The organism is Butyrivibrio sp. NC3005 (genome assembly GCF_000424545.1).
Lineage (GTDB): Bacteria > Bacillota > Clostridia > Lachnospirales > Lachnospiraceae > Butyrivibrio.
On record NZ_AUKC01000026.1, the window covers coordinates 43,911 to 56,755 of the forward strand.

Sequence of the window (12,845 nt, forward strand, 5' to 3'; positions counted from 1 at the left end):
CAGAGACATTCCATGACCAAGTACAAAATCCATGATGATGGTTGTACGAAAGTTTTTACTAAAATGAGTTACTACAAATCTTGTTTTATACTCATATATGATTATAAAATCGCAAAAATTGCGTAGTGAGTCTTTTAATATTGGTATAAGATGGATAAAGTATCAAAAACTATAGAGATTTAGAGGGGGTACTATGAATCTTAAAACTGCTTATGAACCATACTTTAAAATCGGTGCTGCAATTTCCAGATGGAACTTGCATACCAAGGCGCACATGAAGCTTCTCACAGAACAGTTTAACAGCTTTACTTGTGAAAATGATATGAAGCCTATGTATTATCTTGATATGGACAAGAATAAAGAAAATCCGGAAAAATATAACTTCGAGCCTGCTCTTACTTTCGAAAATGCAATACCTTACCTGGAATTTGCCAAAGAAAACGGTATAGCTATGCGTGGCCACACTCTTGTATGGCATAATCAAACTCCAAAGTGGTTTTTCTGTGAGCATTATAATGAGAACTTTCCTCTTGCTGACAGGCAGACTATTCTAAAAAGACTAGAAAGCTACATTAAAGGGGTTCTTACTTTTGTTCAAACCAACTATCCCGGTGTTATTTATGCCTGGGATGTTGTAAATGAAATCGTTGATGATGGAGATTTCAGAAAATCAGTCTGGACTAAAACTGTCGGCAATGACTTTTTTATCAAAGCATTTGAATATGCAAGAAAATATGTAGCTGATGGCGTAGATCTTTTCTACAATGACTACGAAACAGCCCTTGACTGGAAGAGAGATTTCATTATAGAGCATGTACTGACACCACTTATAGAGAAAAATCTTGTAGATGGAATGGGTATGCAGTCTCATCTTCTTATGGATCATCCAAATCTTAATGATTACCAAAAAGCAGTCGAAAGCTACGGTGCACTAGGTCTTAAACTTCACATAACCGAACTTGATATGCACAATGCAAATCCTTCCAAAGAGTCTATGCATAAGCTTGCACTTAGATACAAAGATTTCTTCAAAATCTATCTTGATGCAAAGAAATCCGGAAAGGCTAATATTACAAGCGTTACCTTCTGGAATCTTCTTGATGAAGACAGCTGGCTTTCCGGTTTTAGAAGAGAAACAAGCTATCCTTTATTATTTAAAGGTAAGTGCGAAGCAAAAGAAGCATACTATGCAGTATTAAGTGCGGTATTACTGCCAGACACAAATACTGCAGATGATGAAAATTCATCACAAAATTATATAGATGCATATTTGTCTGATTCAATAGATAAATGGTCTCCAAACTACAAGGAAGAAGACTATTTAGTTCAAGGTATGCCTCAAAATAAATCTATGATTAAAATGTTTCGTGAAAACATCTGGCAAGATAACGAATATACTTACGAAGCATCCTACGGCTTTATTCCAAATGTCTTTGCATACCTTCATCCAGACACTGATATACGCCCATGTATGCTGGTCGTTCCAGGCGGCGGATACTGCATGTGCTGCTCTCATGAGGGAGAACTACCTGCTATGGAGTTTTATAACCGTGGCATGAATGTACTTGTTCTTAGCTATACAACAGACATCACCATGTCCGTTCCGCTTAAGAAACAGCCACTTAACGACATTTCAAGAGCTGTAAGATTTATAAGAAAAAATGCAGAAAAATATAACATCGATCCTGAGAAACTCTTTATCACAGGTTTTTCTGCAGGAGCTCATGTATGCGGAAGCCTTGCGGTTCACTTTGAAGATATAGTAGATACCGATTCTGAATACAACCAAATATCCAATAGGCCAACTGGTGTTATACTATCTTACCCAGTTATCACTACAGGCGAGTTTACTCACAAGGATTCAGTAAAGACTCTTCTTGGTGACAACCCTACAGACGAAGAACTTTTATATTTTTCTTTGGAAAAACAAGTTAAAGACAATACTCCGCCATGTTTTATCTGGCAAACTCAAGATGATGAGGGTGTTCCTGTAGAAAACAGCTATCTCTTCGCTATGGCTCTTCGTAAGAAGAAAATACCATTTGCACACTATGTATTTCCAACGGGACACCATGGTCTATCGATTGCCAATAATACATTTTTCAAAGGCTGGTCAGGCGGCGAGTACACAATGGAACAAACAATGCGTGCTGCTTTTAATGTCAAAGAAAACAAAGGAGTTAATGTCTCAGAGCAAAGAAGAAAAGAACTTATAGAACAGTTCTTTAGCGGTAATGATTTCCAGGGAAATGGAATTGATATGAGTCTAAAAAATGATGTAGGCTTATGGTCAGATCTTGCATGGGCATGGATAAGGCGAGTTTCTGAATATAAGTGACAAAAAGTCATACTTTATTGTTTCTATATAGTCCGTTTTACTGTTTGTATATTTCGTCGCAGACACGCTTCCGCTTGATTATAAACGTAGTGGTACGTAATGCGCTAAAAAACAGCGCACAAGTACCAACGTTTATAAACAGTTCTGCTCATGAAATATTAAAAGCCAGTAAAACTAATCTACTAAGTATTCAAAACAATAAAGTATGACTTCTTGCTGAGATTTATGATAATCACCAGCAAGAATCCTGCTTCACAGGACAAAATTTGTCTTGACGACAAATTTTGGTCTGGTACGGTTATTAATTTTCCTGATGAAAACAATAACCTATAGGTTTTTGTCACTTTTCTTTAATGTTACCTTTTCTAATATTCTCCTGAATCACTTTGTCTATTACTTCCTGAAACAACTTTTCAGAACCAAGTCTTGTTTTGGCCTGTCTTCCATAGACCTTTTTTGCAGTAACTTCATGCTCTTTCCAATCTTCGCCTCCATTACTGTTATTCAAAATCAAAGGCTGGAGGTTATCCATTGCATGGGCAAACTTTGATTCTGGTGTTTCATATGCTTCAAACTCATCAAAAAGTGCTATCAATTCTTTCTTCTGATCGTCCGGCAAAATAGAAAAGATTCTTTCCTTTGCCTTATCTTCTCTTTCTTTCTGAGTTTTAAGTCCCTCTGCATCATAGGCATAGGTATCTCCGGCATCAATTTCCACTACATCATGAATCAGGCACATAAGCATGACTTTTGCGATATCCACTTTTTCATTAGCATGCTCCTTCAACAGATATGCCATAAGTGCCATATGCCATGCATGTTCTGCATCATTCTCATTTCTTCCATGTCCGGAAAGATGTGTCTGTCTAAAAATATTCTTTTCCTTGTCGATTTCCAGTGCAAAATCGAGCTGTTTCTTTAATCTTTCGTCCATTTTTATATCTCCAAAAAATCAATTTAATTAATTGTGCGAACACGCTTTTTACTACAGAATGCTGTGAGCATTACAAAATACCAAACAGCCAACATTACTCCGCCTGCAACATAAGAAAATTCATGAATTGATGCAAACAAAACTTCACAGTATCTATCCAAAGGTGTAAGAAATATTGCAACTAAAACTGACAATATCATGCCTAGTATACTTATAGCTAACATCTTTTTGTTTGTGAAAAACTTCAGAACGTTTACATAGAAAACTGTTCCATAAAGCCATAAGCAAAGAACTATCAGTGCATGCGAGCTTCTCTCTACAAATCGTCCCTTTAGAACAAAGCTCAGAAGGAAAGCAAATATTACCATTACTATAGCAGGAACATATAATAGCAGTTTACTTATTCCCTCAGTAACTTTCCTTGTTCTAACAGATGATTCAACACTTTCTGACATAAAAGAGTCTAATAATAAGCAAAAAACTATAAAAATCAAAAAGAATACAAACATCATTCCTACCCCTCCGATTTCATGCTTTTCTTCTTTATCAGTTTACTTCTTTATCATATCGTTTTTTGTCATGTAAAAAAAGGGGATAAATATAATTGTTTATTACCGTATTTCCCGAATACAGATAATCATTCAATGTAACCATTTACAACCTCCCATTTTCCGCAAATCTTCATGCAAAAAGGCAAAGACCTCTATCATTTCTGAAAGCGTCTTTGCCTTTTTGCATATATAAATTTTTTTCCAAAACAATTTGAAAATATAATACGAATGTGCTATACCTAATATCTTGTGACGTCTTCTCATGATTCAGGATAATCATCAGCAAGAATCCTGCTTCGCAGGACAAAATTTCTCTTAACGACAAATTTTGGTCTGATACGGTTATTGATTTTCCTGATGAAAACAATAACCTATATTAAGATATCAGGAAGTGATAGCACGATGAAAAACAATATCAAAGGAATATTATATACAATACTTGGAGCATCTTGTTGGGGACTATCAGGCTCAATGGGACAATATTTATTCAATGTAGAAAAAATGGACAGCCGATGGCTTGTACCTATAAGACTAAGTTTTTCCGGTATTCTTATAATTCTATACTGCCTTATAAAACATAAACAAACTGTTTTTAAGCCTTGGAAATCTATCGAAATGGCAAAATGGATGCTTCTTTATGGAATTGGTGGTGTTAGCATCTGTCAGTTTCTGTATTTTCTTACTATTGAGCTTTCAAATGCTGCCATGGGTACTATACTTCAGGATCTTGCACCGATTTTTATATTGGCATTCACATGCATAGTTTCAAAAAGATTACCCAGACTATTTGAAATCATATCTATTCTTTTAGCACTAACAGGCGTTTTTCTATTGACAACTCATGGTGATTTCAAACATATTTCATTGCCGCTTCCTGCTTTAATTGCTGGTATTGGAAGTGCTTTTTGTGTAATGATATACAACGTTCTAGCTCCCAGAATTACCAGTAGCATTCCTGTTATTGTGGTTCAGGGATGGTCATTTTTAATTGGCGGAGCACTTCTTGGAATAGCATTTCAATCATGGAATTTGCACTATGTTCCAAGTTTTATGGGTATATTCGGAATAATCTTTGTTGTCATTGTAGGTAATATTTGCGCATTTACACTATACATAAGCGGAGTATCCAAGATTGGGCCACAAAAGGCAATTCTTTATAGTTTTGCCGAGCCTATAACAGCTGCTCTTATTTCAACTTTTGTTTTAAAGAGTTTTTTCACTTTTTATGATGCTATAGGTTTTGGTCTTATATTCCTGATGCTGTTTTTTATAACTTTTGACTCGAAAGATAACACTCCCACAAGCTAAATCCTCATGGAATCCTTGACTTAACCACCACAATCATTATAAAACTCTCCGTAGTGACCCGTTTTCCAAACAATTACAACAAAGTATTTTCAACAGCAGTTAGTAAGCATAAGGGTATTGAAATTTCATATGAATATTGGTAGTGTACAAATAGCACTACAATATATGATAACAAAACAACGAATTATCACTTTGCTTATAAATAGAAAGGGGAAGGAAATGAAAAAAAACACTGTTTACATTTTGCTTATTATAGTCTGCGCAGGAGTATTTTTATTCGCTAGTTTATATATCAATTCATTTGTTACACCTGGTCCAAACGCAGCATATATTATCAAAAATATTTTGCAGATTTCATCATTAATTATGGCTGGTGTTCTTTCAACATTATTGCACAAAAACCGAAAGAACGAGAACTAAATACACGTCAAAAGTGTTGTTCTATAGCACAAAAAATACCCGAGAATTAAGGCTCGGGTATTTTTATCTGCATTTTTTATCATTGATTTTTCTAACTCTTGCAAAAAATCTTCCGTTTCTACTTTATCACAAAGAAGGATTTTCTTTCTCTATTAATTCCTACTTCTAAAAGCACAAGTGCATTTACACTCAATAACTGATGCTTGTATCATCACAAATCCATTTCAAATTAGAGATAATAATAAAAATCTATGACTTCTTGTCACTTTTATTCAGAAACTCGCTGTCAATGCCTCATCCCTTTACTGCTCCTGCCATCATACCTTTGACAAGCTTATCCTGAAAGATAACAAACAGTATTATCATAGGCAAAACTGATAACGTAAGAACTGCCATATTGATTGGAATATTGAGTGAATGTTCGCCCTTAAATTGTCCCAATGCAAGAGGAAGTGTCTTTTTGGCAGGCGTAATCAGAAATGTATTCGCAAAAGCAAATTCATTCCACATAGAAACACCATTGTATATTGCCAGTGTCGATAAACCTGATTTTGCAAGAGGAAGTATCATCAGAAAAAAATTCTGGTAGATATTACACCCGTCAATTTCTGCAGACTCCTCTATTTCTTTAGGGATAGTCTTCATAAATGCTGTCAGGATAAATACTGACATTGGAAGTGCAAACGCCACGTAAGGCCCTATTAAAGATCCAAGGGTATCATATAACCCTATGTTAGTTGTAAGCTTGAATATAGGGATCAAAGTTACATGCATAGGTACCGACATCATGGCAACTATTATTGCAAATATAACAGTACTTAACTTAAATCTCATTCTAGATAACGGATATGCTGCAAAAGAAGAGATAATCAGCATGAGCAGTAGTGATATAGCTACTACTATGACACTTCTTAAAAAATATCCGAAAAATCCATGTGTAATAGCTTCTACATAGTTCTGAAAATACCATGGATCAGGCAGATGGAAGACACCTTGCTGCAGCATGTCGAACTGCTTTCTGAAAGAGTTCATTATCATAAAGAAAAAAGGTGTCAGCGTTATTACAAGCTGTACAATTGCAAACAGTATAGCTATAGTCCAGGCTACTTTGGATTTTATTTTGGATATTCGATACTCGTCTTTTTGAACTTTATCTATATTTTTAATAGTATCTATTCTACATTCCTTATTCTTCTGATTGTTATTTTCTGTATTATCTACAATCAGTTCCATTTTGACTTCCCTTATTTCATCTACCATTCTAGTAATCCTCCTTGACCTTGAATACCCTGTTAAAGAACAGAGCTATAGCAGTTATCAGTATGAACATTCCAGCGGCTACTGTAGAACCATATCCCATATTAAACTGTTGAAATGAGAGCTTGTACATGTAGGTTGCCATAAGTTCTGTAGTTCCTGCAGGACCTCCCTGTGTCATGTTCCATATCATATCAAAATACTTAAGAGATCCTATAAGCGACATAGTACATGCTGTCTTAAATATTGGACCAAGAAGTGGTATCGCTATGTGTCTAAGATACTGCCGCCTTGTAGCTCCATCTATAATGGCAGCTTCATATATTGTAGTATCTATATTTCCATATCCTGCTATAAAGTAGACCATGTAAAAGGGTGTAAACTGCCACGCCATTACACCTATTATTGTAAATAATGCATTGGGAGCCGATCCTAGAAGATCTATAGTAGTCTTTTGCCCCTTGATAAGGGTTACAAGAGATGAAACAAGTCCTCCGTTTGTTGCCAGTGCATATACAAAAAGAAATGCTATTGCAACTGAACTCATTAGATATGGTAGAAACCATATTACTTTGAATATATTGAATTTCCTGCCACCTGCATCAAGGAAGGTTGCAAGCAGCATTCCCAACGGAATCTGTAATATTATTGAACAAACCATTACGATAAGATTGTGCCCAAAAGATTTCCAAAACATAGAATCATGAATCAGTGTATTCCAATTTTCCAAACCTATGTATATCCTGTCAGAAGAAATTCCGTTCCATTTGAATCCGCTAATAATAAAAGTATCAACAACCGGATATACTATGTATATTGCTATTAGAATAAGTGCAGGCAATAAAAATACAGTAGCAGCTATCGCAGTACTTCTTGCCTTGGCCTTGGCAAGGCTGTTTTTTTCGACTTTCTCCATATCATTTTCCTCCGGGATGATTCTGCGAAAATGCCCGCAGGAAAGAATCTCCCCGCGGGCAACGACCATTTAACCTGGTCACAGTTTATCCTGCCTTTATCTGCTATTCTTTTAACGCCTTCTTCATAGCTTCATCCTGTTCTTTTCCTATCTCAAGCGGAGTCTTTTCCAGTCCGAACAGTTCTGTCATGCAATTCTTGTGAACTTCTGTAACTGATGCAGGAAGATACTGATCATACCACAACTGTACATTAGATGCCTTAAAGAATTCATCAATAATATACTTATTGTTAGGATCATCAATGTTTTCGTTAAATCCCTTTATTGAAGGAATTGTTCCTGTAGAAAACTGTGCATTATTGTAGGTATCATCGTTGAAATACTGTGTTGCAAGCACGTAACAGGCATCCAGCATTTCCTGATCTACAGAACCGTCTTTTTTAAAACAGTTAAATGTCAGACCCATTCCAATAGCTGTACCGATTTCAACATTCTGTGGTACACCGGACGCTTTAGCTTCTGAATCTTCCGGGAAGCGGAAAACACCAATATTCTTGTTGTACCATTCTTCGTTATCAGCCTTTATTCCAGAAACCTGCCATGAACCGTGAAGCATCATAGCTGCTGAACCATCATATAGAAGTGCTCTATCCTGATTATCATCTGCCGAAAGAGAATTAACACCATCCGGGAAATATCCCTTCTTTACCCATTCCTGGATCTTTTCACCAGCATATATAAAGGCAGGGCTTGTAAATGTTCCGCCATTTTCCTGAGTGTATGCTGCATCAAATTCAGCATTGCCTGAATGACGTGCTACAAGATACATATAGTACATAGATCCTGTCCACTTTGACGCATTTGCCAATGAGAAAGGAATAATTCCCTTTGCCTTAAGTTTGTCACAGACATCTTCAAGTTCATCAATTGTTGTAGGGACTTCAAGTCCAAGATCTGAAAAGATTGTCTTGTTATAGAAAATATCGCATCCCGTAAGTCCACTATACGGTATAGCCAGCATCTTTCCATCATATGTTGACTGAGCAACAGCTGCATCTACAAAATCAGGATGGTCATATTTGGCATACATCTCAGTAATATCATTAGCAAAACCTGACTTGTAGTATTCAGCCATAGGTCCTCCGCCCCAATGACAATAAATGTTAGGTGCTTGTCCTGAACTCATTGCAACTACAAGCTGCTGCTTATAATTATCATTTTGCTGATGAACCTGATTAACCGTTATGTTAGGATAGTCTGCCATAAATCTTTTTACTGCACCTTCAACATTCGACTTGCCAGGATCTTCTGTTGAGATATCCCAAAGTGTTATCGTGAGTGGTTCTGTTGTTAACTGTGGGAGGTTCTTGCCATCTGTCTGTTTGGCACCTGATGATGCACTCTTGTCAGTGCCTTCTTCAGAACCTTTCGGAGTAGATGATGAATTGCTGCAACCTGATAGTGCCGACACAGTAAGGATGGATGCAAATACTAAGGACATTATCTTTCTTCTCATACCGTTCCTCCTTTTCGCATTGTTGATGTAGTTTATTTTGGTTTACTTAATGTGATTACGTTTATGAAACTTTGAATATTTTGGATTAGTAGTTTGATTTGTTATTTTTGAATACTGATTTTTTATTAATTTTCTTTTTTATATCTAATAACTCCTTGCTTTTCCTGATGAAAACAAGAACCCTTGACTTCTTGCTGAGATTTAGGATAATCATCAGCAAGAATCCTGCTTCGCAGGACAAAATTTCTCTTGACGACAAATTTTGGTCTGATACGGTTCTTGATTTTCCTGATGAAAACAAGAACCTATAAATACTTTAATGTAGATTTGATAATAATGCATTACAAAAATTGCTATATATGGTACTAATATTGCTATTTTTCATGATATATGCCATATTTTTTTGGTCAGAGCAGCTTATTTGTATACAGTATACCTATAATATATGCGTTTTCTTTGCAAAAATATGGTATAATTACCACATCTTGTAAGGATTCTCTTATCAGTATTACCATAAGACTTTTAGACATATCAATATTGCTATGTTTTGTAATGGGAGAAAAAGTATGAAGAGTGATTTAAATCTAAACATGAATGCCAAAGAAATAGTCTATCACAAAGTTGGAACCAATCTAAGAGTATTCGTGAACAGACTTCATTCTGATTTTCCGCCGCATTGGCATACTGATATAGAAATCATTAAGCCTATAGATGCCCCTTATAAGGTAATCTGCAGTAATCAGACTTACACAGTTGACATCGGAGACATTCTGCTTATATGCCCTGCTGTACTTCACGAAATCTTCTCTATAGCTCCAGGTTCCAGATTATATATTCAAGCCGACTTTTCTGGAATTATCACTTTAAAAGAATTAGAACAAGCCTTCCGTCTTATGTCTCCAGCACTCCTTATAAAGAAAAAGAGCTGTCCAAAGAAGATATATGAACAGCTCTGTACTTATATTGATATGATTTCGAAATTGTACTTTGGACCTTCTATTTCAGCTCCCGAAGAAATAGAACTAGATGATGCTATAATAGCATATACTGAACTTGCGCCTTACGAAGAACTTGAGATTTATTCTAATCTCATGCTCTTCATCTCTCTATGCGGCAAAAACTTAAATCTATTCCACAATTCCCAGAAGAAAGAACCTTATTCCGTTTTCAAGAACCATGTATCACTTAGCAACGTATGTTCTTATATATCAGATCACTTTACCCAAGATATATCTTTGGAACGTATTTCTGCATATGCAGGCTTTAGTAAATATCATTTCGAAAGGATTTTCAATGAATATACCGGTATGTCCTTTTATCAATATCTTCAACAAATGAGGATAGGCTATGCTCAAACATTATTGTCCAATCCTGAATTGTCGATTACAGACATCTCATATCAGGCTGGATTTTCGAGCTGCATAGCCTTTACCAGAGCTTTCAAAAAAAGTACCGGATATACGCCTTCTCAATATAGAATGCTCAATGAAGTTCAGCATTCCCTTCCTGCTAATCCTCATTTTGCAAAAAATAGGGTTCTTTCTTCATAGGTCAGCGAACTGCTTCATGGCGATGCATTCTTTCTATCTGCCTTCGGCGCTATCTTCGTTGCCAGCATGCTTGTTGGTTCATTGGTTTTTCCTATGATTTACAAGCGTTTAAATGCCAAAAGAGAACTTGAGATTTAGGATAGTCTCAAAAATCATTTAACTGTTTTTAAAAAATCCTTGATTTTCTGTGCAAATTCCTCAGGTAATTGTCCCTGAGGAGAATGTCCGCAGCCATCCATAAGAATTACGCAAGCCTTTGGAGCAGAAATACTATCAGCATAATCCTTAACAAGACCAACAGGACATACCCAATCACAAGATCCTGACAAAAGAAGTACCGGCATATTATATGAATCATTTGATTGCAGGATATTGAAATTCATCATATACTCGCCAAGAGATTTTTCAACAAGTTGATTATACCTTTTGCCACCCATCAATACTTCCATTTCAATCATATACCATCTGATATCATCAACACCCACAATAGGACTTGATAATGCCGCAAGTGTCGAAACATCTTTGGTTACAGACTGCGGATGATACTTACTTACAAGTTTTCTAAGCTGCAAGAGATTCTTAATACTCATATCAGAAGAAAACTTAGCATATGCTTCTTCCATTTCAGAAGTATTATCACCTTTTTCCTTAGCAATTTTAAGCGCATCTTCATAAGAATAAGTCTCTCCGTAGTAATTCTGCTCATTTACACATTGGCCTACTCCGATATATGCAGATACTTTCTCAGGATGAGAAAGAGCATACCTGCTGCCAAGCATAGTTCCGTATGAATGTCCAAGAATAATTACCTGATTTTTTCCAAAACGCTCGCATGAATAATCTACAAGTGCATCAAGGTCTGAAAGCTGCTGTTCAAAAGTCAAAGTCTTGTTATCAGGATCAACAGCTATATTACGATAGTAAGACCTGCCGCATCCCCTTTCATCCCAGCTGATAACTGTATACTCGTCAGCAAGATAATCCTGCCAGCAATAATCAATGAATGTAGTCGGCTCTCCAGGCCCTCCATGAAGAGATATAATAACTGGATTGTCTAGTGACTTACCTATTATCGAAATATATTCTTCCTGATCATTTAGCTTTACATATATCTGTTCATTTATGCCATTCTTATACCTGATTGCATGTGAAAGCTGGTTGATATTACGCCATCCAATAAAAAATATAAAAGCTCCGAAGACGACCCCAAGGATAAGAATACAAATAGCCTTTAGTATTCCCAAAAGTATACGAAGAGAAAGCTTTCTCTTTTTCTTAGGACCATATGTTTCCTTCCTGTGAGCAAGATGTATACCAATATGACCGATACCAAGAATGATAGCACCTATCAGCATAAGTATGTTGCCGCCATAGATACCAAGTAGAAAAAAAGCTATGACTGGAAGCGTTGCTCCTGCAACAGGAATTCCCAAGATACCACTGTAAAAATCCTCCATAGTCTTTGGACTTTTAAAATATCTAATCCAAAAGATTTCATAAAGCACCATGCATAAAAATGATATGAATAGAACTATACTCCAAAAATGAAAGCCTTTGAAGTTAAAATCAGAAAAAATCAAAGCAATTGGTGTTACTAAAAATTCTCCGGTTCTTTCAAGCGCTCGAAGAACTTTATTTTCATTCACAACATATTTTTCATAATCCGTGGGCTTATTTTTTACCCAAATTAGATTAGGAACAACAAGCATAATAATCCATAATAATCCTATGTAAGAAAAACCAAAATTCATATTCACCCGTTACTGAAAACTTATAAAAAGTTATAAACTTTTATGTTTCATTCCTACTTCATCGAGTATGCTTTTGACGATGAAAGCATCAATCTACTCACAAGTTCTTGTACTCTCCATAGGCGTAAATTCCGAATTAACGTATCCGTACACATTTGCATTAACGTTCAAGTGTTAGCTTGCAAATTTTTCTCCATAAGCTTTTAAGTTTAGTGATGCCTGAAAATCTCTGTCTATGACATTTCCACATTCACATCTATAAATCCTGTCAGATAATTTCAAATCTTTTTTGATATTTCCACAG

11 protein-coding genes are annotated in these 12,845 nt (G+C 35.9%); 4 read left to right on the forward strand and 7 right to left on the reverse strand.

The window, feature by feature from the left end; genetic code table 11:
* Positions 1-193 precede the first annotated feature (193 nt).
* Positions 194-2,338: an endo-1,4-beta-xylanase gene (locus G634_RS20275; RefSeq protein ID WP_051233775.1), complete on the forward strand. Its 2,145-nt coding sequence runs from the start codon at positions 194-196 to the stop codon at positions 2,336-2,338.
* Between the two features lie 340 nt (positions 2,339-2,678).
* Here the strand turns inward: G634_RS20275 and G634_RS0108420 are convergent, their stop codons facing one another.
* Both G634_RS0108420 and G634_RS0108425 read right to left on the reverse strand, forming a co-directional pair.
* Positions 2,679-3,272, reverse strand: coding sequence for an HD domain-containing protein (locus G634_RS0108420; protein ID WP_026504919.1), 594 nt, complete (start codon positions 3,270-3,272; stop codon positions 2,679-2,681).
* Positions 3,273-3,295: 23 nt separating this feature from the next.
* Entirely contained in the window at positions 3,296-3,784 is a 489-nt protein-coding gene (locus G634_RS0108425) for a hypothetical protein (RefSeq protein ID WP_026504920.1), read from the reverse strand.
* 441 nt (positions 3,785-4,225) lie between these two features.
* On the opposite strand from G634_RS0108425, the gene G634_RS0108440 reads away from it, so the two are divergent.
* A complete protein-coding gene (locus G634_RS0108440) occupies positions 4,226-5,131 on the forward strand; it encodes a DMT family transporter (RefSeq protein WP_026504921.1) in 906 nt (301 codons plus the stop codon).
* A 219-nt stretch (positions 5,132-5,350) separates the two neighbouring features.
* A complete protein-coding gene (locus G634_RS0108445) occupies positions 5,351-5,551 on the forward strand; it encodes a hypothetical protein (protein ID WP_026504922.1) in 201 nt (66 codons plus the stop codon).
* Positions 5,552-5,845: 294 nt separating this feature from the next.
* Here G634_RS0108445 and G634_RS0108450 read toward each other — a convergent pair whose 3' ends face one another.
* The 3 genes from G634_RS0108450 to G634_RS0108460 form a co-directional block, all read right to left on the reverse strand.
* Entirely contained in the window at positions 5,846-6,811 is a 966-nt protein-coding gene (locus tag G634_RS0108450; protein ID WP_242826793.1) for a carbohydrate ABC transporter permease, read from the reverse strand.
* Between the two features lies 1 nt (position 6,812).
* Complete coding sequence (locus G634_RS0108455; RefSeq protein WP_026504924.1) at positions 6,813-7,724, reverse strand: carbohydrate ABC transporter permease; 912 nt, start codon at positions 7,722-7,724, stop codon at positions 6,813-6,815.
* A gap of 103 nt (positions 7,725-7,827) precedes the next feature.
* Complete coding sequence (locus G634_RS0108460) at positions 7,828-9,240, reverse strand: extracellular solute-binding protein (protein WP_026504925.1); 1,413 nt, start codon at positions 9,238-9,240, stop codon at positions 7,828-7,830.
* A gap of 566 nt (positions 9,241-9,806) precedes the next feature.
* On the opposite strand from G634_RS0108460, the gene G634_RS20280 reads away from it, so the two are divergent.
* Positions 9,807-10,790 (forward strand): helix-turn-helix domain-containing protein, encoded by a 984-nt coding sequence (locus G634_RS20280; RefSeq protein WP_051233776.1) that lies wholly within the window; start codon positions 9,807-9,809, stop codon positions 10,788-10,790.
* 152 nt (positions 10,791-10,942) lie between these two features.
* Here G634_RS20280 and G634_RS20765 read toward each other — a convergent pair whose 3' ends face one another.
* Both G634_RS20765 and G634_RS21980 read right to left on the reverse strand, forming a co-directional pair.
* Positions 10,943-12,541 (reverse strand): alpha/beta fold hydrolase, encoded by a 1,599-nt coding sequence (locus G634_RS20765; protein WP_081676562.1) that lies wholly within the window; start codon positions 12,539-12,541, stop codon positions 10,943-10,945.
* A gap of 174 nt (positions 12,542-12,715) precedes the next feature.
* Positions 12,716-12,845: zinc ribbon domain-containing protein (locus tag G634_RS21980; RefSeq protein ID WP_155830539.1), on the reverse strand; the 130-nt coding region annotated here is incomplete at its 5' end.

Bases quoted from the DNA above. Each gene is read 5' to 3' on its own strand.
- G634_RS20280 (WP_051233776.1), top strand. From the start codon at position 9,807: ATGAAGAGTGATTTAAATCTAAACATGAATGCCAAAGAAATAGTCTAT.
- G634_RS0108455 (WP_026504924.1), bottom strand. From the start codon at position 7,724: ATGGAGAAAGTCGAAAAAAACAGCCTTGCCAAGGCCAAGGCAAGAAGT.
- G634_RS0108440 (WP_026504921.1), top strand. From the start codon at position 4,226: ATGAAAAACAATATCAAAGGAATATTATATACAATACTTGGAGCATCT.
- G634_RS0108460 (WP_026504925.1), bottom strand. From the start codon at position 9,240: ATGAGAAGAAAGATAATGTCCTTAGTATTTGCATCCATCCTTACTGTG.
- G634_RS20765 (WP_081676562.1), bottom strand. From the start codon at position 12,541: ATGAATTTTGGTTTTTCTTACATAGGATTATTATGGATTATTATGCTT.
- G634_RS0108445 (WP_026504922.1), top strand. From the start codon at position 5,351: ATGAAAAAAAACACTGTTTACATTTTGCTTATTATAGTCTGCGCAGGA.
- G634_RS0108450 (WP_242826793.1), bottom strand. From the start codon at position 6,811: ATGGTAGATGAAATAAGGGAAGTCAAAATGGAACTGATTGTAGATAAT.
- G634_RS0108425 (WP_026504920.1), bottom strand. From the start codon at position 3,784: ATGATGTTTGTATTCTTTTTGATTTTTATAGTTTTTTGCTTATTATTA.
- G634_RS0108420 (WP_026504919.1), bottom strand. From the start codon at position 3,272: ATGGACGAAAGATTAAAGAAACAGCTCGATTTTGCACTGGAAATCGAC.
- G634_RS20275 (WP_051233775.1), top strand. From the start codon at position 194: ATGAATCTTAAAACTGCTTATGAACCATACTTTAAAATCGGTGCTGCA.